We start from the raw sequence: 21,886 nt of genomic DNA, 5'->3' as shown, positions 1-21,886 counted from the left end.
TGGTACGAAGTAGCCATAGATCGGGCGCTATCCGGGCTGCCAGATCCAAGTTTATCGCATGGGCGGCTGCGAGACCTGATGTCGACCCGGCGGCGAGGACGTGGCGGGCACGGCCAAGTCACCGCCCGATGACCTTGTGACGCGGCGCGCGTTGGTCACTCTGGGACGACCGTGGCAGCTCTTCGCGGCTACGTGGACATGCCCACAACGTGCCTTCGCAAGGCCAATGGACAGCGCTGCTTTCGTTCACGACGAGAACAACATCCTGATCGATACCGGGGCGGGGGACTCCATGGGCCCGGCGATGGGAGATGCTGACCAGGAGCAGGCGCGCACAACAAGGTTGCGTCTCCTGCAACGTTCGAACATCCCCGGGCAATTCATCGCTGGTGCCCACCTCGAGCTCCCGGCGTTGGATATGTGACAACGCAGTATAGGTTCACGCCGGTCTGATGTGCCAGAGGCACCCATGCAGTTCCTCTCCACTCCTGCTTACTTGGCACGGCACCCGTCCACATTCTGCCTTACGGCCCGTAAGTGTGCACGAGCTCCGTATTGTGAGCAGTAGTGGGTAAATCAAGCAAGCGGACTTTCAATCGGAGCCTAAGCAATCACTAGCGCTCGGGAGAGCAACGAGGCTTGCGGAGCTTTTTGGGTGCACGCGCTGCGGTCGGCAGCGCTTCGGGGCGGCTTTGGTGCGGCAACAACGCGGGGGGCTGGCCCGTGGCCAACCACTCGTCATAGAACGCAATCTTGCCGTCGATGAGTTCCAAGGCCTGCAGCCACTGGGTGATGGTGGCCTGGGCGCGCACGCAGTAAGCCTGCAGCAGTTCCTTGCGCTGGCCCAAGCTGCTCCGACCCTCGCGCACGAGCGCGGTGTACTCGCGCATTTCAGCAATCGATCCGGTGCGGCGCAGCCGATGCATCAGATCCAGCCAGCCGAGGTGAATGACGTGGTAGACGCGCCGGCCGCCAGCGTCGCGGGCGACGCCGGGCATCAGCCCTTGCGACTCGTACCAGCGGATGGCGTGCACGCTGCGATTGCTGCGCGCCGCCAACTCACCTATGCGTAGGCCCGTATCGCTCATGTGCCCGCTCTCGTGGGCGGCGTGAGCACCGCTTCGGCCAGCGCACTATCCATGTACTCGGTCAGTTCCTTGAGTTGCCCGCCCTCAAGGCGACAGACGTAGCAATACTGGCTGTTGTATGACTGGCCCGACTTGGTCGTTACACGACCCTGGCATTCGGAACTGACCCCCTTGCGACATAAAGATCTGACCCCCTGGTTTCATTCATCTGTTGTCTTTGCGGACGCAGTGGCTGCCTGGCCTATCAAGCCAGCACGGCGCTTAGAGCGAAGCCGGTAGTGGGTCCGCAGCCAACTAGCTCGAATTTGAAAACGAAAGGGCCCCTGGCACGTAAACGATTTGATGCAAGCGCCCGCCCCCGGCCTTAGCCACCCCTGAAAGGCAGACGGACGGGGCCCACCGGCATCGATGTCGGATTCGGCCTGCGTAATGTCGCGCCGCGCGCTTCGGATCGGCCGCTGTCGCACGTGCCATGTTCATTCCATGCATTCCAGCTGGTCCCAGGCCCTTTAGCTCGTCCGCCATGGACAAAGTGCGGGAAACTTGGCGCGCGACGCCGCCGAGTCGGGGGGAAAGGTCCTGATCGAGCTCGACTGGCGCGACATCGATGTGCCGCTGTCGGCACTCGGACGGGCGCAGTCGTCCGCCCTCGGTGACTGGTTCGCGACCTTGCCGAAGGACAAGCAGCCGCAGGTCATCCTGTGCTCGCCCTATCTGCGTGCACAGGAGACCGCGCGCCTGCTGGCCGAGGCCTCCGGGGTGACGCCGAAACTGCGGCTCGACTAGCGTCTGCGCGAGAAGGAGTTCGGCATCCTCGATCGCCTGACCAAGCTGGGCATCCAGCAAAAGCATCCCGAGCTCAACGAGCAGCGCGTGCACGTGGGCAAGTTTTACTTCCGCCCGCCCGGTGGCGAAAGCTGGTGCGACGTGATCCTGCGCCTGCGCAGCATGCTCGAGATGGTGACGCGCGAGTACGCGGGCTGCCGTGTGCTCGTGGTCGCGCACCAGGTTATCGTCAATTGCATGCGCTACCTGCTCGAGCACATGGACAAGAAACAGATTCTCGACATCGACCGTCAGGGCGACGTGCCCAACTGCGGCATCACCGCATACCGCGCCCTGCGTCGCAGAGACGTGGACGAGGCCCTGCAGCTGGAACTGGCCAATTTCGTCGCGCCGCTGCGCGAGGCGGCCATGCCGGTCACCACTGCCGCCGATCAGGCCGTGGCGCCCGAGCCCTGAAACGCCGAGCCTGCGCCCATGGCCGAGTCCCGCGCTGCGCCACTGACCGAAGCCACGCTCCATCAATGGCCGCTGCCCGAACTCGGCCCGGATGCCGACAAGGAGGGGCGCGGCCATGTCCTGGTAGTCGCCGGCAGTGTCGAGATCCCAGGCGCCGCGCTGCGCTGCCACGGCAGCACTTCGTGCGGGCGCCGGCAAGCTCACGATCGCGGCGCCCGAGCGCGTGGCATCGGGCCTGGCGCTCGCGATTCCGGAGGCCCGGGTCATCGCGCTCGCGGAGACGCCGGACGGCGGCTTCGATGTGAGCGGGTGCGACGCCCTCGCACCAATCGCCGAGGGCGTGAAAGCGCTGGTCATGGGGCCGGGCATGCAGGATAAAACGCGCAGCGTGATGTTCGTGCGAGCGATGCTGTCGATGTTCTCGGCAGCACGGTGATCCTGGATGCGCTGGCGATTTCGATCGTCCGCGAGGGACCGTTCTGTTCGAACGACGTGGTCCTGACGCCCCATGCGGGCGAGATGGCCTACCTGTGCGGACTGACCAAGGAAGTCATCTGCGAGCAACCGCTGGCCGTCGCGCAGGAAGCCGCGATGCATTGGAACGCGGTGGTGGCGCTCAAGGGCGCGCGCACGCACGTCGCGCGGCCCGACGGTCGCGCCCGGCGCTTCTCGGGTGGTGGTCCGGGGCTCGGCACCTCGGGGTCGGGCGACACGCTGGCCGGTCTCATCGGCGGCTTCGCGGCGCGGGGACTGCCTGCCTTGCAGGCCTGTGCCTGGGGCGTGCTCGTGCATGCACGCGCCGGCGCGTCGCTGGCGCGGCGATACGGGGCGGTCGGCTACCTGGCGCGGGAGCTCGCGGGCGAGGTGCCGGCGCTGATCGACCGGCTCGACCGACAGTCACGACGTTAGTGGCCATCGCCACCTTCAACTTGCGCCACCTTCTTCGAAGTGCGGGCCCAGGGTCGGGTCATTCGTGGAGCGCGGAGGGCCGGCCTGCGTGGCGCGAACGGGCCGCACGAAGTCCGGATGGAAGGAGCGTGTGCTTCCATCGGCGAACGCGATGTCGACCCCAATGGCATCGGCCGCCAGCCTGGCCGATGCCGTCTAGCGGGACGCTATCCCAATGCAAAAGAACTGAACGAGGTCATGCCGCCCTGCGATCGGACCCGCCGGACGCCGGCGGATGGACCTTGGCGACACTGCAGGTCAAGTTGCATGCGCCCCGCAACAAGGTCCAGGTGGCGCTGGACGTGCTGCGTCAACAGCGGGTCGTGCGTCGGGCCGCAGACCGTCGGCTGTCGATCCGACGCCCGGATGTCACCACCGAGGCGCTCGCCGGCATGCTCGACCTGTACCGCGCAAAACGCGAGCAGGATCAGGCAACGCTGGAGCGAATGGTGTTTTACGCGCAAACCGGCCTGCTCAGGCTTCGTCGTCGTCTTCTTTGGCATCGTCATCCCCGCTTATGGCCAGTTCACTGCTTCCGGATCGTCGAGGGAGACCGCCGTGTCGAGCGCGTCCTGCGGAAACGTTCCGATGCGGTCGGGAAGGATGTCGGCATCGGCTCGCGGCGCGCTCCATCAACCGACCCCCGCTCGCCGGTGCCGCCTGCATCGGAGCTGCTTGCGTGCGCGATCGGCAGCGCGCCCCCCGACCCTTCATCGGGAAGGGCCGAGCGGTTGCGGTCGGCTTGGACGTCGCTGCCGCTGTCGCTGGAATCGCTCGGACCGAGCGCATCGACGTCGGTGCCTCGCGGGCGCGCCGGCGCGTGCTCGCCGCCGAAAATGCTGCTGTTGGTCATGGATCTCCTTCGACGGTAGACCCCGTCACTCTAGGGATTGCGACCGCGACCCTCGTAGTCCGGCACGCAGCAGGCGGTGTAGGCCAAGGGGCAACCCCTAGGGCGCCGCGCCCTCTTGGCGGCGCGCGAGTTGCTGAGCCATGAGCACGCGAAGGTGCTTCACATCCACCGGCTTGGTCAGATGCGCATCAAAGCCCGCCGCCAGCGACTCCCGCACGTCGGCATCCTGCCCCCAGCCGGTCGCCGCGATAAGTACCATCTGCGCATTGTCCAGGGCGCGCAGCCGGCGTGCGACCTCGTGTCCGTCGATGTCCGGCATCCCGATGTCGAGCAGGGCAACCTCGGGCTTGTGGCGCAGGGCCAATTCGAGCGCTTCGATGCCATTGCTGGCCACCATCACCTTGAAGCCGGACATCTCGAGCAATTTGGCAATGCCCCAGGCGGCGTCGGCGTTGTCATCAGCGACCAGCACGGTCGCATCGCCCGTCGGGCGCGTGACGCGCGGTGTCGCGTTGGCATGTATATGCATCGCATCGCGCGCGGTCGTGGCACGCAGCAGCGGCAAGGTGAAGCGGAACTGGCTTCCCTTGCCAGGACCTGCCGAACGGGCGCTGATATGCCCCCCGTGCAGCTGCACGATGCTACGCGAGAGTGCCAGACCTATGCCCAACCCGCCGTTGCTGTGGCCCGCCGTCCCCGAGGCCTGGGTGAACATGTCGAACATCTCTTCGATGTCCGCCGGCTCCATGCCGATCCCGTCATCGGCGACGGTGACCACCACCTCGTCCTCCACCACGTCGGCTGAGACTGTGATGTGCCCGCCCGGTGGCGTGTACTTGGCGGCATTGTCGATCAGGTTGCCGACCACCTGCGACAGTCGGCCAGCGTCGGCGTCGACCTCCAGGCCATTGGACGGCAGCTGCACCAACAACTGGTGGTCGGCGGCTTGCACGGTTGGACGGGTGGCTTCGATGGCGCTGTCGATCACCTCCCCGATGTCGGTCGGCTTCAACTGCATGGCGAGGCGCCCCAGACGCAAGCGCGAGATGTCGAGCAGATCATCGAGCAGCATCGCCATCGCGGCCGACTGTCGCTTCACCACCTCGGCCGCCCGAGTGCGATCGGCGTCGGCGTCGGGGGCGGCGGCGTCAAGCACCGATGCCGCGGAGGCGATCGACGCCAGCGGATTGCGCAGCTCGTGCGAGAGCACGGCCAGGAATCGATCCTTGGCCGCGTCCGCAGCCTCCAGCGCCTCGAATGCCGACTGGTTGCCGCGCAAGGCCTCGACGAGCTCAGCCTGGCTCTGCTCGGCAAGCTGCTGCGCGTTGCGGACCTGGGTCTGGTCGCGCAGCACCTTCACGAAGCCCACGGCCTGTCCCGTGGCATCGCGCATGAGCATCATCGCGCCGCTGGCCCAGAACCGCGTGCCGTCCTTGCGCTGGTGAAAGCGGTCGTCGCCTGCGCGTCCGGTATCGCGGGCGACCTGCGCCTCGCGCACCGGAGCGCCCGTCGCGCGGTCTTCGTCGGTGAAGATGATGTCGGCCGGTTGGCCCAGCACCTCTTCCTCGGTATAGCCTAGAAGCTGCTGCGCACCCGCGTTCCAGGTCGAGATCCGGCGCTCCAGATCGGTGGAGAAAATGGCGAACTCGTTGGCGTTCTCGATCACCAGGCGCAACTGCTCGCGGCTGTCACGCAAGGCTGCCGCCACCTTGTTGGCAGCGGTGATATCGCGCGCGGTCGCGGTGCCCGCCATCACCCGGCCCGATTCGTCGTGGATCGGCGAGACGGTCAACGACACCGCGACCTCCACCCCGTCCTTGCCGCGCCGCACCGTCTCAAAGTTCTGCACGGTCTGCGAGGTGGCGATTCGCGCGATCAGTTCCTCGGAGTCGGCGTCGCCGTCGACCGACAGCAGGGACAGCGGTTGCCCGATCGCCTCCTCGGCCGTATAGCCGAAAATGCGCTCGGCCCCGCCGTTCCAGCTTAGGATGGTGCGGTCGAGCGAGAAGCTCACGATCGCATCGGAGGACGAGGTCACGACGGCCGACAGCCAGAGCCGCACCTCCTCGGCTTGCTTGCGCTCGGTGATGTTGACGAACGAGAGGACCACCCCCGCGATGCGGTCGTCGATGGTGCGGTAGGGCAGCAGACGCGCCAGGTACCACTTGCCGTCAGACTGGCTGACCTCGCGCTCCACCGGCACCAGGCGTTCGAGCACGCGCTGGGCATCCTCGCCCAAGTCGTGATAAAGCAGCTGGGTCGTGAGATCGGTCAGCGGCCGGCCGACGTCGGTGGGTATCAGGTTGAACAGAGTGACGGCCGATGGCGTGTAGCGCGTGATCCGCAATTCGCGGTCGAGGAACACAGTGGCGATCGCGGTGGCGTCCATCAGGTTGTGCATGTCGCTGTTGGCGTGGCCAAGTTCATCCACCTTGCTCTTGAGCTCGTGGTTGACTGTGGTGAGCTCCTCGTTGATCGATTGCAGTTCCTCGCGGCTGGTCTCCAGTTCCTCGGTGGCGGAACGCAGTTCCTCGTTCATCGCCTGCAGTTCTTCATTGCTGGCCTTCAGCTCCTCGGTCGACGCTTCGTACTGCTCGACGGTGTCGCGCAGGTGCGACTTTAGGCGCTCGAGTTCGCGGTCGAGGTGGCGCGCCACCGGGTCGGAGTCGCCGCGCAGCGAGGGCTCCACCGCCGTGGCCGTGAGAGCCTCGGGCGCCTGTGCCTGCAACATTACCAGGAACATGTCGGCGCCGACCTCGTTGAACGGCACGACCCGGATCGAGATTGACAAAGGCTCCTCGCCGAGTTCGACCTGCACGTCGGTCACCTCGGCCGCGCTCCTGCTCTGGGCCGCCTGATAGAGCGCCGCGCGCAACTCGATGCGTAGGCTCGGATTGACTGCCCGCAGCAGATTGCGGCTGGGCTCGCCGCCGCTGTATTGGAGGAACCGGCCCGCGCTCGCCGACAGATGGGCGATGTCGTATTCGCCGTCCACCAGGATCGATGGCGGTGCCAGCTGTTCCAGCAGCCGCAGGTGCAGATCGCCCCACGAGGTGTGGCGCGCGGCCTCGACCGGACGGGATCGGTTCGCGGGCTGTGGGTTGTTGGTCGCCACCGCCCCGGTCGCAGTCACGGGGCCGGCCTGGGCCGCCTGCTGGGCCTCCAAAGCCAATGCGAGGGTTCCGGGTCCCCTGGGCACCGGCAGGCCGCTGCGCGCCGTCGGACGCTGGACGTAGACACGGTGCTTCTTGTCGATCACGCCGAACAGGGGGCTGCCGTCCTCGACTGATTCGGAAGAGCCCAGGAACAGTTTGCCGCCCGGCAGCAGCGCGAACTGGAAGGTCTCGAACACCCGGGCCTGCGCCTCGCGGTTCAGGTAGATCAACAGGTTCCGGCAGCTGATTAGATCGAGGCGCGAGAAGGGCGAGTCCTTGAGGACATCGTGCACGGCGAACAGCACCATCTCCCGCAGCTCGCGCCGCACGCGATAGCCGCGATGCTCCTTGGTGAAGAAGCGGCGCAGGCGGTCCTCGGAGACGTCGGCCTCGATGGCGCTCGGATAGATGCCATCGCGTGAGGCCTGGATCGCCTCTTCGTCAAGGTCGGTGGCAAAGACCTGAATCAATGGCGGAGACTCCAGCATGCGGGCGTGTTCGCTCAGCAGCATCGCGATCGAGTAAGCCTCCTCGCCCGTGGCGCAGGCGGCAATCCAGATGCGCAGGCTGTCGTTGGGGCCTTTACCGGAGAAGAGCGACGGGATCTGCGACTCGAGTGCAGTGAAGCACTCCGCGTCGCGGAAGAAGTTGGTCACGCTGATCAGCAGGTCCTGCAACAGGGCACCGGCCTCGCCGGGGCGGGTGCGCAGGCAGCCCAGGTAGCCGGGCAGGTCGTCGATGCCGTTCACCTGCATGCGCCGCCCGATGCGCCGGAGGATGGTCGCGCGCTTGTAGTAGGAGAAGTCCCGACCGGTGCGGGTGCGCAGGAAGGTCAGCACGTCGCGCAGCGCGGATTCATCGTTGATGGCAGACGGGCGCTCCAGCGCCGTGGGCGGCCCGTTCTCGGGCGGCAGGCGCAGCCGGTGCTCGAGGCGGAAATACTGGAGCAGCTTGCCCACCATGTCCTCGACCGGCAGCACCCAGTCAACCATGCCGGTGGCGATCGCCGCGCTCGGCATGCCGCCATGCTCGGCCTGGTCTGGATCCTGGGCGACCGTTAGACCGCCGCGCTCCTTCACCCGCTTAATGCCGCTAGCGCCGTCGCCGTCGGCGCCTGAGAGCACGATCGCCGCCGAGCGCGGGCCATGCGTGTCGGCCAGCGTCCGGAAAAAAAGGTCGACGGCCACATGCCGCCCATGGTCCGAAACGAGTTCACCAAGCTCCAGGTTGCCGTCGATGGCGCGTAAGGAGCGACGCGGCGGGATCACGTAAACATGGTTGGGCACGATGCGCAGGGTGGTCTGGACCTGCACCACCTGCATCGAGACACCGCGCTGCAGCAAATCCGCCAGCGTGCTCTCGTGCTCGGCTGACAGGTGCAGCACGACCACGTAGGCTAGGCCGGAGTCCACCGGGACGGTGGCGAAGAAGGAAACCAGGGCTCGGATTCCACCGGCCGAGCCGCCGAGAGCGACCACCGGGACACTGTCGCGGCCGTCCGCGGGCACCACCTTGTCCATCTCGTCGAAATCGGTCTTGCGGGTCGGCTTCCCCGGCTGCTGCTCGCTCATCCTGCGTCCTCGAAGAAGGCCACAATTATGCGCCGCCGGCCGGGTCCGACTCGATCATCCGCGCGAGCTCGCGCGCCTGCTGTTCGATGGCAGCGCCCCGCTTCTCGCCGGCTTCCGCCTCTGCCGTCTGCCCGCTGCTGCGCGCGACCGTCGCCAGGCGGCGCAGCAGCAGCGCTTTCTCCTGCAGGGCGCGCGCGCCGCTCCAGAGCGCGGCCTCGACAACTTCGCGCTGGGCGTACTGCAGGTTCCGCGGCGAATACGCATGGCCGGTATGGCAACGGAATCGAAGCGGCCTGCCGCCCTCGATCTCGAACAAGGCGCCGCCGCAATCGGGACAGGTCAGCCCGGACGGCTGGCCCACCTGCAACAGAGGGTCTAGGGTGTCCGTGCCCTGGTTGATCCGGACTTCGCGCTCGACATCCTCGGGGATTTCCCCAGCGTCCGGGGCCGAGGGCGGAGCAGCGCTCACCATCGCGACCAGGGCGGCGGGAATGTCCTCCAGCGCCAGGCAGAAGTCGATCTCCGCCTGCAGGAGGGCATTCATCGGCATCCCGGGTTCGAGCGCGGTTTGGGGGTCCTGCACGATCGTGCGTCCGCCGCACTGCTTGATCGCGCAAAGTCCCGCCGCGCCGTCGTCGAGCTGGCCAGTGAGCAGCACGCCGATCGCCCGCTCTCGGCAGTGCAGAGCCACCGAACGAAACAACGGATCGATGGCCGGCCGGGTGTGGTTTTCCTTTGGGCCGCACCGCAGGCTGAGCCGATCGCCGTCCAGCGAAAGATGCCGGTCGGGAGGCGCCACATAGATTGTCCCGGGGACCGGGCGGAGGCCGTGGGTGGCATGGACCGCCGGATTGGGGCCTCGGCCCTGCAATAGTTCCGGCAGCACGCTGCGATGGATCCCGATATGTTGCACGACGAGCATGATCGCGGGGAAGTTGGGCGGCAGCTTCGCCGCCAGCTCCTGCAGGGCGGACACGCCGCCGGTGGACGCGCCGATGGCCACGACATACGGTTGTTTCATCGGGGACCTTCCGGTTGTTAGACGCACTGTGGGACGTTTCGGTGCCTAGCGCGTAGTCCCAACTCGCCTAGCGGCGAAAGACGCTAAGCCCTGAGGCGAGCGGAGCGGGCACGGCGCTTGCTGGATGCCGGCGTCACATCGAAGGACTGAAAATGCTCCTAAGCAAGACCCCCGCCGAATCCGACATGCCCGTAACTCCGCCGCTAAGGCCGGTGGCCCCCGTGGAGGCCGAGGTGGGGTCCCTCGATCTCGAGGCGGGAGACGGCGCCAGCGGTGTCCAGGAGGCCGAACCCGAATCCCGTGAAGCCCGGATCCGGCAAGCGGCCTATGCCGCCTGCTGAACTGACTGCCCGCCCGACCGCGGCGATCGACGTCGGCGTCCTGGACGACCACCCGATCGTGCGGCGGGCGCTCTCGGCGGTCCTTGCCACGCAAGATGGCATCAGGGTTCGCGGCGAGGCGTCGAGCGTTGCCGAGGCGCTCGAACTGCTGCGCGCTGTCGCGCTGGACGTGCTGGTGCTGGACCTCGGGATGCCGGGGCGCACCGGCCTCGATGCGATCAGCCTAATCCGGAGCTTGGCACCTCGGACGGCGGTTCTGGTTTTCACCGGGTATCCGGAAGATGAGTACGGGGTCAAGCTGATCCGCCTCGGCGCCGACGCCTACTTGCACAAGACCTGCGCCCTGGAAGAGCTGTTCGCGGCCATCCGGACGATCGCCTTGGGCCGGCGCTACCTCACGGCGTCGCTGTCGGAACTAATGGCGAATCAGGTCGGTCGACCCCCGAGCGCGGCGCATTCGCTGCTCACCGACAGGGAGCTCCAGGTGATGCTCAAGCTGGCGCGCGGCGTTCGACCGATGCATATCGCCGCCCAGCTCTCGCTCTCGGTGAAAACCGTGAGCACCTACCGCACGCGCCTGCTCAACAAACTCGATCTTAAGACGAACGGGGACCTGACGTACTACGCGATGAAGCACGGGCTGATGGACTAATCTGTTGCCCTAGGCACGACACTTGCCACCACCTTTGACATGCACGAACCAAACATGTCCGCCCCCTCCGAGCCGCCCGCCGCCGACGTCGCCTTCTTTGCGGCGCACGCGGAGGACGGCGAAATCAGGTTCAGCTACAAGGGCTGGCAAGTTCAGTTGCAGCTGGACGGTCACACGCCAGAAGGTTGCGTCACCGGCCATGCGGAAGTTCGGGCTGGCAGCTTCGCCTGTCGCCTGGTGATGGCGAGCCATCACCACGACGACGTGGGCGCGCTGGAGGCCCTGGCGCAAAAGGCTCGCGAACTGATCGAGGACCGCGAGACCCTTGCGGCGGAGAGCCTCCGCATCTCGATCTGATCACACACCTAAGCCTCGTGCCACGTCCCATGATGGATCATGCGCCTCACCGCGTGCTGAGACTTCTGCAAGAAGCCTCACTGGTCCAGGTCCTTTATAAAGTGGGCCAGATCCGCAGTGCGCGGGGCGATGCCGAGGCGCCCGCATGGGATCCGGTCAGACTTGCCGCAAGATTGGCCGCTTGTCGGCAAGAATTGCTGCTGGTGCAGCCCCTTCTCCCGCCCGATGTGGGGGGCCAGATCCGGGTCGGACGCTCACTGTTTTTGAGGATGCTGCTGGCCAGCGCGCCGCGGCGCATGGCGGGATGGTCCGCCCAGGTCGCGCTGAGCCGTGTCCCGCTGTCGCAGTTCCACGAATGGCTCTCCAACGACATCGAGAGGGCGGAGTTGGAGGCCATCGAGAGCGCCATGACCGCGCAGGAAGCCTCGCTCTATGGTCGGCTGGGCGCTTCAGAGCTTTCCCGTGCTGCTGGCCCGAACCGAATCGATCGCGCACCACCCGACCAACGGAGGCACACGATGCCCGATGAAATGCTCTTGCGAAGCCCCTTGGATAGCACCCAGATCGATGTCTGCGAGGAAGACGACATCCGCTACTGGACAGCCCAGCTTCACATCACCGAAGAGAAGCTCCGGCTTGCCGTGGCGGCCGTCGGGGTGGCGGTTGCGGATGTCAAGGGCCACCTCGTCGTGGCGTGATGCGCGCGCTGAATATTCTCAGGTCGTCGACGTTTGTTGCCTGTTCATTTGGGCGACTCGATGCCGACCATCTTTGACTGCGACCTTCAGGCTCTGGCGGTACTTGGTGACGGTGCGGCGCGCGATGAGAAAACCCCGGCGGGCGAGCTCGCGTGCAGCGCCGCATCATTCCGGCTGTTCTGGCGCTCGCAGGAGGTCAGCTCCAGATGACCGCCTGCGGGGCCAGCGGGGCGCGCGCGTCGGAGCGCTATGGCGGCCCGGGGGGGAGGCCTCACAAGACCTACCGCAAGTGTTGTCGATCCAATTCACGCCTCGGGCACGAAGATTGCCATGGGCCATTGGCATCCAACACCGAGACAACATGCCCATCCTGCTTCTTCGGCAACTTGCGACACAGTTGCTTCCGATGAATGTGTCCGACCGGGACAAGATCGACGAGTTACGCGTGCTGGTGCAGGCCGGCCTCATCGCGGCGCTTGAGGTCCGCGAGGGGGACGACCGCGATCGCCCCAAGATCCCCACGGTCCGCATTCTCGCCATCACTGGGGACGGTCGGCGCCTGCTTCAGCGAAGCGCCCAGGCGCCTTGAGAAGACCGCTCACCAAGCCACGTGGGGTCGACGTGGTATTGCGCACGGCTGCAAAATGATGGGCATCCCTTCAACCAGCCGCCTCAACCCAGCGTCGTCGGTAGGCCCGATTCCTTCCTGTCCATGCCCCAGCGTCCATCGGCTTACTCGTGGGTCCGGCGCCTTGCCGTCGCCGCCGGCACAGTTGTCGCCGTTAAGGCCGTGCTGCAGTTGCGCCGGCGCACGGTAACGCGCCAGGCCTCGCTCCAGAGGCAGCAGCGCGAATGGTCCGACCGGGCCATCCGGCTGGAGCACGACCTGCGCACGCCCGTGGGGGCGATAGCCATGGCGCTAGAACTGTTGCAGACATCGGGCGAGGTAGCCGTGCGCGCGCAGGCCGTCGAGGTGCTTCAGCGGCAGGTGGCCCGCATGACCTCGTTGACCGAGGACGCGCGCGAGTTGGCGCGCGCCATCGGCAAAAACCTGCCCTGAGTCCGCCCACCACATTGTTACCATCCGAAAGCCCCCAGCCGTCGGGGCGGGCATTCCGTTCGGCAAGCAGGATTGGAGTGTGAAGTGGGCCACGCGCTGGTAGTTGAGGACGACGAAGATTCAGCACGCATGATCGCTGCGCTGGTGGCCGGCGAAGGTCACACGGTGATGTGCGCGCATTCGATCGCTAACGCCCACCAGATGATCGCCATGCGTCGCCCGAACCTGCTGCTGCTCGACCTGCACCTGCCAGACGGCCACGGCCTGAGCCTGCTGGAAGACTCCGACGCCCTCAGCGACACGGTGCTGGTGCTGATGACCGGGCAGGCGAGTCTGGAGACCTCGACTAAGGCGCTGCGCCTGGGTGCGGCCGACTACCTCGTCAAGCCCATCAACCCGCAGCACCTACGCGGCCTGCTCGCACGGCTCATTGCGCCGTCGCAGCTGCGCGCCGAGCTCGACGACGTGGAAGCCCAGTGGCGCGAGACCGGCTGCTTCGGCCGCCTCATGGGACGCTCGCCAGGGATGCAGCGCGTCTACCGCCAGATCTCCCGCGTCGCCGCCACGGCGGTGAGCGCTCTTCATCCACGGCGAAAGCGGAACCGGCAAGGAACTGGTGGCCCGGGCGGTGCATGACCTGAGCCGACGGCGCGACCAGCCCTTTCTGGCGGTCAACTGCGGGGCCCTGTCGCCCGGCCTGATCGAAAGCGAGATCTTCGGCCACGAGCGCGGCAGCTTCACGGGGGCCGAGCGGCAGCACCAGGGCTTCTTCGCGCGCGCGCACGGCGGCACGCTGTTTCTCGATGAGGTGACCGAGATGCCGCCCGAGCTGCAGGTCAAGTTGCTGCGCGTGCCGGAGAGCGGCACCTTCACGCGGGTGGGCTCGACCCAGGTGCAGCAGACCGACGTGCGCATCATCGCCGCGACCAATCGCGACGCCGCAATTGCCACGGCCCAGGGGCGCCTGCGCGAGGACCTGCTCTATCGCCTGAACGTCTTTCCGATCGCGCTGCCGCCGCTGCGCGAGCGCGGAGAGGACGTCCTGTTGATCGCCCGTAGTTTTCTGGAGGAGCTTGGGCGCCAGGACGGGACGGCCAGGCATTTCACTGCAGCGGCACAGGAGCGTCTGGCCGCGCACGATTGGCCCGGCAATGTCCGCCAGCTTCGCAATGCCGTGCAACGTGCCTGGGTCATGGCCACCGATGACGTGGTCGAAGAGGAGTGGCTGCCGCAGCCGGCCGGTGCCTCGCACCCACCGCCGGAAGGCGAGGAGGGGCGGCTCGTCGTCGAAATGGGAACCCAGCTCGCTGACATCGAGCGTCGGGTGATCCTCGCGACCTACGAGCGCTGTGGGCGTCACAAGGAGCGCACCGCCGCGCTGCTGGGCATCAGCATGAAGACCCTCTACAACCGGCTGAAGGAATACCAGCAGTGAGAGCGAGCCGGTCGGGCGCCGAATCCGCGCATTCGTCGTGAAGGTGAAAAGCCGCCGCGCACGCGCTCCACGCTGACAGTCCGCGCGCGCGGGCGGCGGCACTCTCTGGGCTGCGCGACACCCGTCGGGCATCACCTTCTGGAGACTTCACCATGGAACACGCTTCGCACCTTCGCATCCTTCGCACGACTGCCGCCGCCTTCGGCCTAATCGCAGCGGCCGGCCTTGTCGCCGCGCAGGGGACGCCGCCTTCGACCGCATCGCCCAATCCCGCCACAGGTGCCGGCCAGCAAACCCAAAGCGGCACCCCGATGGGGACGACCGGGGCCCTGCCGGAAGCGCAGCGCGGCACCGCGGCTCCGGCGCCTGCGGCGAGCCCTGCGACCGCCAACGCCATGCCGAACACCGCGATGCCCAACGACACGCCCACCGGCACGACCCGCAATGCGCGCATGGCGCGTGCCGATCGCAACTGAGGCGGGATCATGAGGCGAGCAGCCGGCGCATCGCCGGCTTGTACGCAGGGCTGGCCATCATCGCGTTGGTGGCCGCGGCGCCCGCGCGCGCCCAGGTGTCGCTCGACGCATTGCTGTCGTGGGTGCGCGCGAACGGGGACAACCAAGGCGCCGCTTTCGTGGTGGTCGACAAACGGGCCGCCAGGGTGCATGTCTATCGGAATGGGACAGAACGCGCATCCTCGCCGGTCCTCGTCGGGCTGGCACGGGGGGATCTGTCGGTTGCGGGCATCGGCGAGCGCAAAATGCAGGACATACTCCCCGATGAGCGGACCACCCCCGCGGGTCGCTTCGTGAGCGAGCCCGGCACGAACCTCCAACACGAAGACATCGTTCGGATCGACTACGACGCGGCCGTCTCAATGCATCGGGTGCGGGCGAATCAGCCGGCCGAGCGGCGGATGCAACGGCTCGCGAGCCTCGACGCTCAAGACCACCGCATCACCTACGGTGCGTTAACGTCCCGGCCGCGTTCTACGACGCTTACATCCGACCCGAGTGGGGGCAGCGTAAGGGGCTTCATCTACGTCTTGCCGGAAGCAAGTTCTTTCAAGGCCGTTTTCGAGAGCAATCCCTGATGTCAGGGATCGCCGCTGCTGCAGAAAGCGGCGCTAAGCCGACAGCTGAGTCACTGCAAAAAAGCGTCTACGTAAACTCGAGCGCTTGCACTCGAATGCCGGATGCCGACGGCCGTTCGGGGCAGGCTGAGCGCTTTCGAACGCATGGTTCTCGATTCGCATCTGGAGTTCAAGCAGCTGTCGGGACATCACTCGTGCGCCGGGCAGAGCTTCATTCCACGCGCTTGGTTGGGGCGGTTCACATGAGGTAGGGTCAGTCCGGGCGAAGGGCGTCTTCATCGTCCTGGGCCGCCAGCCAGTCGCCCGGCGTCGGTTGCCACAGACGTTCACTCGCCGAAAGCCGCTGGATGAGGTGCTTTCGTTCTGCGGGCGTTCGAGAGGGTGAACGCGGGACATGAACGCTGTCGAGATAGGCGTAGAGCGCGTCCTTGGCAGTGCGCCCCAGGTCGGCGACGCTTTGGTACTCGTCAGCATGCGGCCACTCGCCCCGCTGCTCGATGGCTGCTTCACAACGCGCCAATAGTCTGCACTGCGCGCCCAGGTGCGCATCCGTAGCACGCTCGAATGCGACGCGAAGTGCCTGTATTTCCCCGAGCTTCATGCCAGAATATCCAAGGGGTCGTTAGCTACGACATGTAGGATAACGCCGCGCACGCACCTTGCACGACGGGTCCGGCACGATATCCGACTCGATCAGGCGTCGAATGGGGGCAGGACACCGCCCTTCGATCCAGCCGCGGCCCCGGGCAAGAGCCCCTCATGGAACGCTCGCGCCTGGCTTTTTGGCCTGTTTTTTTAGAGCGGGCGAAGATCTAGTAGTGGCAGATTGGCGGGCGACCGTGCCGCCCCCTCGCTCGCTGCCGTCAAAGCGTGCAGCGAATCCGGAGCCTAGCGCGCCGAGTACGCCGCTCAGGCCCTAAGCGACGCTGCGCGAATGCGGATGTCTTCCAAAAAGGCTGCGAGCAAGCGGGATGCGCGAACCTGAAGCGCCTCGACCTCTGCGATCTCTGCCGGCGCCAGGGACTTTCGGCTAGCTAATCCTCGATGGGCTGAATAGACGCGGCGTTCTGCCTCTTGGGCTTCGTGCTCGGCCTGCTGCCACGCAGCGAACTGAGACTTGAACTGGTTGCGCAGCACAATGCACCTCCGGCTTTCAGGTGCATCGACAGGACTGATGGGGCCAAGCAAGCTCCGCGGCTTAGGGCACAAAAGAAAGCCGCTCAGGACAGCCGGCTCTGACGGCCGGCGCATAGAGCTTACCAGCCTTCAGACCGGGCACAAGCGGAGCAGGCCTCGACATGTCGCACACGGGTACAACATTGTGCTAATAAATAAATGCCTGACTTCCCCTCTTGCAAGGGACGCACAGTCGTTGTCTGTGGAAGGACGTCGAGCATGACCGCGCAGCCGTCTTACTCGCGGCTATCCCGGGTTGCCCGAACCGCGCATCCCACCGAAGAGCACTGACAATCTGCCGTACTGCGTCGCTGCTCGGGGGTGGTCGGGACAATCGCTGATTGCCAGCCACAAGACCTCGAATCGGGCCAGGATTGCCGCATACGGTGCAGTTCGGCGACCCCCAGGCGAAAGGCGACCATCCGAAAGTCTCGCGCATCGGCCATCAGGCAGCAAATGACTTAGTCCTGCTCGCCGGGCACGGGTCTTGTGAACCTTGGACTTCCGCTCGCAAAGCGAGGCAAGCTCATAGTGAAGATCGTGATGCCCGACTCGGACGTGGCCGCGATCTTTCCCCCGTGTGCCTGGGCGATCGCCTTCACGATGAAGAGGCCCAGGCCAAGGCTGGCCTGATCGTCCTCTCCAGCCTCGGCACCCCGCCGCAAAGGTTCAAACAGTTCATGGAGCGAGGCATCCACCAGCGCTGGACCCGAGTTGGCCACTGAGAGGACAATCTCATCTGAGTCGCCCTGTAGCTTCACAACGATCTCAGAGTGGGGGCGCGCGTAGCGCGCCGCGTTGTAAACAAGGTTACCGAGGGCCTCGCGAACACGAGAGGCGTCGAACTCACCATCGCACGGCCCTTCGACGTGGAAGCTTAGCTTTTGATCTGGCAGCGCCGCACGCAGCACATCGAGCTCATCGCGGCATGCCTGGGCGAGCTCCGAAGAACGACGTTGAACTGAAATGCCCATCCCGAGTGAAGCACGACTGAACTCGAGGAGATCGTCCAGCAGGCCTTTCATACGCTGGCCGCTGCGTATCAGCCTCGTCGTCGCCTGGGACACAGGTTCTTCGGTGGATAGCCTTGACAACACCTCTGAGGTCAGGAGGATCGCGTTCAGGGGGCCCCGCAGGTCATGCCCGAGGACACCGAGAAACACATTGCGCCAACGCTCGACCTCTGCAGAGAAAACAGCCACCGACTGAGCAATCGACTCGTCGATCGCATCGTTGAAGCGGACAATCTCGTCAGCACTGTCCTCGTCCAGAGCCTGCTGCGACGACAGCCAAAGGCGCAAAACGCCGGCGCGCAACGCTCGGTACTCGGCCACCAGTTGCTCGATGTCGAAACCTGCTTTGGCGCGCTGCAGCGCATGGGCCTGCGAAGCCGTACCGGATGCGTCTTTGGAAACCGGACAGCGACCAAGAGATCGCAAGCGACGCTCATCGGCACTGTGGAACAAACGAAGGTCGGCAGACATTGCCGCTAGAACGTGCGGCATGTGATCGCGTAGCGCTTCTGCATCCAGGTGCGCCGCCGCCGGCAGAAGCGTGGCGGCGAATTGTTCCGCTGCGTCTGCAATCTCGTCAGCGTTCTTATCGATGAAATCCGCCAGCCGCATGGTATCCCTTTGCAAGTTAGCCCTATGGTACGCCGCTCCTTCGCAGGTCCCCACACGTCTGAGCGTCGATATTGCCCAGGCCGACGCGTGGTCAATTGCCTTTTGGATGCCACGCACCGCCAGGTTCGGTGGCGCAGGGTCGTCATCGGTCTGTACCACGTTGTGGTCGCCAGCCAGCGCATGGGACCGCCGGTGGACAGTAGCGACGCGGCATAGCGTTGGAGGCCCTCGACCCACCGCAGCTCGTACTCGACCTTGCGCCCTCGCTCCAGATCGCCGTCCTGTGGGCGGCCTCGGCAGGTTCCGGCGGATCCCGAGCCGCGGCCTTGTCCGGCCTCGCTGACCGCCCAGCGTGGCGAGGTCGGGCCTCTACCGCGGTAGCGCCGCAGAGCCTCGCGGCCGCATCAAGCGGCTCCCGTCGGCGGCGATCCGCAGGCCGAAGCCGCGGTCTGCGCAGCAGCACGCCAACTCCAGACTGATGCCCGACGACGGGCCGGTGACAGTCGCGAAGGGCGTGGCTGGCTGACGCCGGAGCTGGATTGGGCCGCGGCTTTCTCGACACGGCCTTGCCAAGGCACGGCGCATCATCGACACCGAAAGACATGCCTTGGCCGCGGGCGCAAAGCGAAACGACGTCGTCACCAAGCACCTGGACGGGGCGCGTCGCACGAGACCCTGTTCCGGCCGGGCACGTTCTGCCACTTCGACGTCATAAAGGAAAGGCCGTGAGAGTCCTGACCTACCAGAATCCAACGTCTCGGGGAGTCGGCTGACAGGCAGGACACCGCGGGCCGGGTAGGGTGCTTTATGCCGAGGTGGAGCCGCCAGCAGCGCGAAACGGGCAAGCCGCGACAGCTTTAAAGGAGAGCGCGAATGACCGACCCCTACCGCCGACTTGCCGTTTTCGTCGACAGCCCGAGCGCACACAACTACCTCTGGGTCATGCTTGAGAGCACTGACGATCCCGCTGTCTGGCTTGACCTCGAGGCCGGCGAGGAAACGTTCGATTCCCTGAGGCGCTGCTTGCCTATGTAGAGGATATGAGCGTGGACCCGGTCACTGCCCCGGCTCTGGACGACGACCGAGATGAGCAGGATGATCGATCCTGATCCCAGCCGGTTGACCTATCGCTCGCGCTCCAGCGTTAAGGGGAGCATATGCGCATCACGCTGAAAGCAGTGCTGCTCGATATCGACGGGACCTTGCTCGACAGCAACGACGCGCATGCGCGCAGTTGGGTCGAGGTGCTCACGCGTCGCGGCCAAGAATGCACCTATGCACAGGTCCGCCCGCTGATCGGCAAGGGCGGCGACAAGTTGTTGCCTGAACTCACCGGGATCGATAAAGATCAACCAGCGTACGCGGAGATCTCGGCGGAGCGCACGGCGTTGTTCGTCGACAGCTATCTTCCCACGCTACAGCCGACGGCGGGCGCGCGCGCACTGCTCGAACGCATGCTGTCAGAAGGGTTGAAGCTGATCGTAGCGACCTCGGCAGGCGCAGAGCTGGACCTCCTGCTGAAGCAGGCCGGTGTGGGGGATCTCATCAAGCACGCGGTCAGCTCCGAAGATGCAAGTCGCTCGAAGCCCGACCCGGATATCGTCGATGCGGCGCTCCAAAAGGCCGGCGCTCCGGCTCGGCATGTCGTCATGCTGGGCGACACACCATACGACATTGAGGCAGCTCGGCGGGCCAACGTGGCCACGCTGATCGTTCGGTGCGGCGGGTGGTGGAAAGACGGTGACTTTTCGAACGCGATCGGCATTTACGACGACCCCGCTGCGTTGCTGTCCAAGTGGCCTGAGGCCTGGCTTTCGCCCTGAGGACAGTTGGGCGGTCTTGGCCCATCCGCAGCCAAGGCGCCGCCGCCTAATGCGGGCGGGCTGCGCCGCGCGTCCTCCAAGCGCTTCGGCATCGCACTTCTGCTGTAGCTCGAAGACCAGCAGCGTCAATGAGGGCGCCCCGATAGATGGGCTTCGCCCGACGCTGTTCCGTGCCACTATGCCGCTTTGCGCGCGCGCTTAGACGGCGAGGTTGCGGTCTTGCCCGAGGGCCTCCCGGTGGTCTTCCTGGCCGCTGTTTTGCCGCCGCGGCCTTGAACCTCCTGTGCAAGTTCCTTCGCAGGCGATCCGGCCTTGCCGCCCTTGAGGCTGCGTTGCAACAACTCGGTGAGGTCGAGGACGTTGGAGCTGTCGGACGGCGCCTGCTCCTCGGGCTGCAGCACGGTCTCGGTTTCGCCGGCCTTCACCTTCCGGTCCACGATCTTCATCACCGCGTGTTTGAACTCGTCCTTGAAGGCCTCGGGCTCCCACCGCCCCGACATTTCCTCTATGAGTTGCTGCGCCATCTTCAGCTCTGCCGGCGTGACCTTGGCGCCCCTCACGCCGGCGCGGGGCACCTCGAGTTCGTCGGTGGGCTTCACCTCGTCACCCCATCGCAACAGGTTGAGCACCAGAACGTCGCCCGAGGGCACGAGCACCGCGAGATGCTGTTTGGTCGCGATGACGACCTTGGCCAAACCCACCTTGCCCGATTGAGACAGGGCCTCGCGGAGCAGGCCGTACACCTTCTCGCCCTTGTTGATCGGTGCGACGTAGTAGGGCCGCTCTAGATAGACGAACGGGATTTCATTGGCGTCGAGGAAGCGCTGAATCTCGATGGTCTGCGTGGTGCGCGGATAGACGGCCTCTATTTCTTCGGGAGAGATAACCACGTATGTGCACGAGGCCGAACGAAATCGCGCCTTTCCAGAGAGTCCTGGTTGCCATGATGGGAGCCTTTTCGAAGTTAAGAGATAGGACCAAATCCGAACACCATGGCCCGCCGGCCAGGCTTGGCGGCCATGTCACCGCCGGGTGTGTCGTCGTACCGCGACGCGTGCTCGGTGTTATCGGACGGGTCGTCAGCCGCTTCGGTTCCTGCATCGGAAGGGGTAGCGGCGCCATCTGCTAGGCCAAGCTTGGATGGCTCGGCGCGCGGTCCTCTTTCTAGGTCGGCGACCTGCCCCTCCAGTGCGAGCAAGCCGGCCGCCATCGCAGCGTGATAAGTCTTGAAGCTGTCCCTGCCGCTTTCAAACAGCTGCCAATGGGTCGGGGCCTCCAGTTCGCCCATAACCCAACGGAATGCCCCCCGGCTTGTCTCCTCGACGTAGACCGTGACCTTGCGCAGTGGCTGGAGGAAAGATTTTTTCATGACAGGACCAGGCGACTCGCGTGCTGCACCGCTCCGCCGCCCGAGTTCTCTAAAGGGTAGCTGACAAGACGCGCCCGTGCTGTAGGGAACGGCCTTACGCCGAAGCGCGTCGTCGGAGCCCCTGGCAGCCTGCGGCGCCTCCAGCTCCGCCCGCCGCCAAGCGAAACAAGGCACCTGCCTTCAGGTCTTGGCGTCAGAATTTAGGGCTTCGTCGACGCGCTCGACATTCGTTGTGCTTCGAGAACCCCTCAGATGCAGCTCCACGTCGGTGGGGCGGGCCCCGACAGCCGCAATAGCTTCTTTCAGCTGCGCCTCAGTCACATCGAACTTTTTCTGCCCTGTAGTCCTTTTTGGGTGCAGCGGCTCAGAAATGTGCACA

The 21,886-nt window shown here is 65.7% G+C and carries 22 protein-coding genes and 3 pseudogenes; 15 read left to right on the top strand and 10 right to left on the bottom strand.

What is annotated here, in order from left to right:
• The first annotated feature begins 226 nt into the window (after window positions 1–226).
• A complete protein-coding gene (locus tag QTI33_RS08605; protein ID WP_286505367.1) occupies window positions 227–424 on the top strand; it encodes a hypothetical protein in 198 nt (65 codons plus the stop codon).
• A 190-nt stretch (window positions 425–614) separates the two neighbouring features.
• On the opposite strand, the gene QTI33_RS08600 is transcribed toward QTI33_RS08605, so the two are convergent.
• Window positions 615–1,088, bottom strand: a complete 474-nt coding sequence (locus QTI33_RS08600; RefSeq protein ID WP_286505366.1) for a MerR family transcriptional regulator — start codon at window positions 1,086–1,088, stop codon at window positions 615–617.
• A 525-nt stretch (window positions 1,089–1,613) separates the two neighbouring features.
• Between QTI33_RS08600 and QTI33_RS08595 the strand changes: the two are divergent.
• From QTI33_RS08595 to QTI33_RS08580, 4 genes and pseudogenes are all read left to right on the top strand, one after another.
• A pseudogene (locus QTI33_RS08595) lies at window positions 1,614–2,330 on the top strand (histidine phosphatase family protein); the annotation flags it as partial.
• A 136-nt stretch (window positions 2,331–2,466) separates the two neighbouring features.
• On the top strand, window positions 2,467–2,766 hold the full coding sequence (locus QTI33_RS08590; protein WP_286505365.1) for an NAD(P)H-hydrate dehydratase: 300 nt from the start codon (window positions 2,467–2,469) through the stop codon (window positions 2,764–2,766).
• Window positions 2,763–3,239, top strand: a complete 477-nt coding sequence (locus tag QTI33_RS08585) for an ADP-dependent NAD(P)H-hydrate dehydratase (protein WP_286505364.1) — start codon at window positions 2,763–2,765, stop codon at window positions 3,237–3,239. Before QTI33_RS08590 ends, QTI33_RS08585 begins: the two co-directional genes overlap by 4 nt.
• A gap of 281 nt (window positions 3,240–3,520) precedes the next feature.
• On the top strand, window positions 3,521–4,150 hold the full coding sequence (locus tag QTI33_RS08580; RefSeq protein ID WP_286505363.1) for a hypothetical protein: 630 nt from the start codon (window positions 3,521–3,523) through the stop codon (window positions 4,148–4,150).
• A gap of 78 nt (window positions 4,151–4,228) precedes the next feature.
• On the opposite strand, the gene QTI33_RS08575 is transcribed toward QTI33_RS08580, so the two are convergent.
• Together QTI33_RS08575 and QTI33_RS08570 are read right to left on the bottom strand one after the other, a co-directional pair.
• A complete protein-coding gene (locus QTI33_RS08575; RefSeq protein ID WP_286505362.1) occupies window positions 4,229–8,857 on the bottom strand; it encodes a CheR family methyltransferase in 4,629 nt (1,542 codons plus the stop codon).
• A gap of 25 nt (window positions 8,858–8,882) precedes the next feature.
• Window positions 8,883–9,878 (bottom strand): chemotaxis protein CheB, encoded by a 996-nt coding sequence (locus tag QTI33_RS08570; RefSeq protein ID WP_286505361.1) that lies wholly within the window; start codon window positions 9,876–9,878, stop codon window positions 8,883–8,885.
• Window positions 9,879–10,205: 327 nt separating this feature from the next.
• Between QTI33_RS08570 and QTI33_RS08565 the strand changes: the two genes are divergently transcribed.
• From QTI33_RS08565 to QTI33_RS08555, 3 genes are read left to right on the top strand one after another with little or no spacing between them, the layout of a single operon-like run.
• A complete protein-coding gene (locus tag QTI33_RS08565; RefSeq protein ID WP_286505753.1) occupies window positions 10,206–10,871 on the top strand; it encodes a response regulator in 666 nt (221 codons plus the stop codon).
• Between the two features lie 54 nt (window positions 10,872–10,925).
• On the top strand, window positions 10,926–11,228 hold the full coding sequence (locus QTI33_RS08560; RefSeq protein WP_286505360.1) for a hypothetical protein: 303 nt from the start codon (window positions 10,926–10,928) through the stop codon (window positions 11,226–11,228).
• A gap of 29 nt (window positions 11,229–11,257) precedes the next feature.
• On the top strand, window positions 11,258–11,926 hold the full coding sequence (locus QTI33_RS08555; protein ID WP_286505359.1) for a DUF3606 domain-containing protein: 669 nt from the start codon (window positions 11,258–11,260) through the stop codon (window positions 11,924–11,926).
• 18 nt (window positions 11,927–11,944) lie between these two features.
• On the opposite strand, the gene QTI33_RS35095 is transcribed toward QTI33_RS08555, so the two are convergent.
• The gene (locus QTI33_RS35095) at window positions 11,945–12,052 is read right to left on the bottom strand and encodes a hypothetical protein (RefSeq protein ID WP_353506327.1); all 108 of its coding nucleotides are present in this window, start codon (window positions 12,050–12,052) and stop codon (window positions 11,945–11,947) included.
• A 235-nt stretch (window positions 12,053–12,287) separates the two neighbouring features.
• Here QTI33_RS35095 and QTI33_RS08545 point away from each other — a divergent pair, with 235 nt between their 5' ends.
• From QTI33_RS08545 to QTI33_RS08525, 5 genes and pseudogenes are all read left to right on the top strand, one after another.
• Complete coding sequence (locus tag QTI33_RS08545; protein ID WP_286505357.1) at window positions 12,288–12,515, top strand: hypothetical protein; 228 nt, start codon at window positions 12,288–12,290, stop codon at window positions 12,513–12,515.
• 123 nt (window positions 12,516–12,638) lie between these two features.
• Window positions 12,639–12,986 (top strand): histidine kinase dimerization/phospho-acceptor domain-containing protein, encoded by a 348-nt coding sequence (locus QTI33_RS08540; protein WP_286505356.1) that lies wholly within the window; start codon window positions 12,639–12,641, stop codon window positions 12,984–12,986.
• Between the two features lie 84 nt (window positions 12,987–13,070).
• A pseudogene (locus tag QTI33_RS08535) lies at window positions 13,071–14,421 on the top strand (sigma-54-dependent transcriptional regulator).
• A gap of 152 nt (window positions 14,422–14,573) precedes the next feature.
• Window positions 14,574–14,897, top strand: coding sequence for a proteophosphoglycan ppg4 (locus QTI33_RS08530; RefSeq protein ID WP_286505355.1), 324 nt, complete (start codon window positions 14,574–14,576; stop codon window positions 14,895–14,897).
• A 38-nt stretch (window positions 14,898–14,935) separates the two neighbouring features.
• Window positions 14,936–15,514: a L,D-transpeptidase gene (locus QTI33_RS08525; protein ID WP_286505354.1), complete on the top strand. Its 579-nt coding sequence runs from the start codon at window positions 14,936–14,938 to the stop codon at window positions 15,512–15,514.
• 253 nt (window positions 15,515–15,767) lie between these two features.
• Here the strand turns inward: QTI33_RS08525 and QTI33_RS08520 are convergent, their stop codons facing one another.
• The 3 genes from QTI33_RS08520 to QTI33_RS08510 form a co-directional block, all read right to left on the bottom strand.
• Window positions 15,768–16,115, bottom strand: coding sequence for a hypothetical protein (locus tag QTI33_RS08520; RefSeq protein WP_286505353.1), 348 nt, complete (start codon window positions 16,113–16,115; stop codon window positions 15,768–15,770).
• 308 nt (window positions 16,116–16,423) lie between these two features.
• Window positions 16,424–16,651, bottom strand: coding sequence for a hypothetical protein (locus tag QTI33_RS08515; protein WP_286505352.1), 228 nt, complete (start codon window positions 16,649–16,651; stop codon window positions 16,424–16,426).
• A gap of 500 nt (window positions 16,652–17,151) precedes the next feature.
• Entirely contained in the window at window positions 17,152–18,315 is a 1,164-nt protein-coding gene (locus tag QTI33_RS08510; protein ID WP_286505351.1) for a sensor histidine kinase, read from the bottom strand.
• Window positions 18,316–19,188: 873 nt separating this feature from the next.
• On the opposite strand from QTI33_RS08510, the gene QTI33_RS08505 reads away from it, so the two are divergent.
• A complete protein-coding gene (locus QTI33_RS08505) occupies window positions 19,189–19,350 on the top strand; it encodes a hypothetical protein (protein WP_286505350.1) in 162 nt (53 codons plus the stop codon).
• A gap of 122 nt (window positions 19,351–19,472) precedes the next feature.
• The gene (locus tag QTI33_RS08500) at window positions 19,473–20,138 is read left to right on the top strand and encodes an HAD family hydrolase (RefSeq protein ID WP_286505349.1); all 666 of its coding nucleotides are present in this window, start codon (window positions 19,473–19,475) and stop codon (window positions 20,136–20,138) included.
• 176 nt (window positions 20,139–20,314) lie between these two features.
• Here QTI33_RS08500 and ku read toward each other — a convergent pair.
• The 3 genes and pseudogenes from ku to QTI33_RS08485 all read right to left on the bottom strand — a co-directional run bounded on the left by ku (window position 20,315) and on the right by QTI33_RS08485 (window position 21,828).
• Window positions 20,315–21,083 (bottom strand): annotated as a pseudogene (gene ku, locus QTI33_RS08495) (non-homologous end joining protein Ku).
• Window positions 21,084–21,102: 19 nt separating this feature from the next.
• Window positions 21,103–21,507: a hypothetical protein gene (locus QTI33_RS08490; protein ID WP_286505348.1), complete on the bottom strand. Its 405-nt coding sequence runs from the start codon at window positions 21,505–21,507 to the stop codon at window positions 21,103–21,105.
• Window positions 21,508–21,687: 180 nt separating this feature from the next.
• On the bottom strand, window positions 21,688–21,828 hold the full coding sequence (locus tag QTI33_RS08485) for a hypothetical protein (RefSeq protein WP_286505752.1): 141 nt from the start codon (window positions 21,826–21,828) through the stop codon (window positions 21,688–21,690).
• Window positions 21,829–21,886: the final 58 nt, after the last annotated feature.

This window comes from Variovorax davisae, from assembly GCF_030316845.1.
In the GTDB taxonomy this organism is placed as follows: Bacteria; Pseudomonadota; Gammaproteobacteria; order Burkholderiales; family Burkholderiaceae_C; genus Variovorax; species Variovorax davisae.
The sequence above is the reverse complement of the archived record's forward strand: the minus strand, read 5'-3'. Positions and strand labels throughout refer to the sequence as shown.

What these genes read in the sequence shown, in the direction of transcription:
- QTI33_RS08520 (WP_286505353.1), bottom strand. Translation starts at nt 16,115, where the DNA reads ATGAAGCTCGGGGAAATACAGGCACTTCGCGTCGCATTCGAGCGTGCT.
- QTI33_RS08505 (WP_286505350.1), top strand. Translation starts at nt 19,189, where the DNA reads ATGACCGACCCCTACCGCCGACTTGCCGTTTTCGTCGACAGCCCGAGC.
- QTI33_RS08490 (WP_286505348.1), bottom strand. Translation starts at nt 21,507, where the DNA reads ATGAAAAAATCTTTCCTCCAGCCACTGCGCAAGGTCACGGTCTACGTC.
- QTI33_RS08560 (WP_286505360.1), top strand. Translation starts at nt 10,926, where the DNA reads ATGTCCGCCCCCTCCGAGCCGCCCGCCGCCGACGTCGCCTTCTTTGCG.
- QTI33_RS08500 (WP_286505349.1), top strand. Translation starts at nt 19,473, where the DNA reads ATGCGCATCACGCTGAAAGCAGTGCTGCTCGATATCGACGGGACCTTG.
- QTI33_RS08575 (WP_286505362.1), bottom strand. Translation starts at nt 8,857, where the DNA reads ATGAGCGAGCAGCAGCCGGGGAAGCCGACCCGCAAGACCGATTTCGAC.
- QTI33_RS08570 (WP_286505361.1), bottom strand. Translation starts at nt 9,878, where the DNA reads ATGAAACAACCGTATGTCGTGGCCATCGGCGCGTCCACCGGCGGCGTG.
- QTI33_RS08565 (WP_286505753.1), top strand. Translation starts at nt 10,206, where the DNA reads ATGCCGCCTGCTGAACTGACTGCCCGCCCGACCGCGGCGATCGACGTC.
- QTI33_RS08540 (WP_286505356.1), top strand. Translation starts at nt 12,639, where the DNA reads ATGCCCCAGCGTCCATCGGCTTACTCGTGGGTCCGGCGCCTTGCCGTC.
- QTI33_RS08545 (WP_286505357.1), top strand. Translation starts at nt 12,288, where the DNA reads ATGCCCATCCTGCTTCTTCGGCAACTTGCGACACAGTTGCTTCCGATG.
- QTI33_RS08555 (WP_286505359.1), top strand. Translation starts at nt 11,258, where the DNA reads ATGATGGATCATGCGCCTCACCGCGTGCTGAGACTTCTGCAAGAAGCC.
- QTI33_RS08530 (WP_286505355.1), top strand. Translation starts at nt 14,574, where the DNA reads ATGGAACACGCTTCGCACCTTCGCATCCTTCGCACGACTGCCGCCGCC.
- QTI33_RS08605 (WP_286505367.1), top strand. Translation starts at nt 227, where the DNA reads ATGGACAGCGCTGCTTTCGTTCACGACGAGAACAACATCCTGATCGAT.
- QTI33_RS08510 (WP_286505351.1), bottom strand. Translation starts at nt 18,315, where the DNA reads ATGCGGCTGGCGGATTTCATCGATAAGAACGCTGACGAGATTGCAGAC.
- QTI33_RS08600 (WP_286505366.1), bottom strand. Translation starts at nt 1,088, where the DNA reads ATGAGCGATACGGGCCTACGCATAGGTGAGTTGGCGGCGCGCAGCAAT.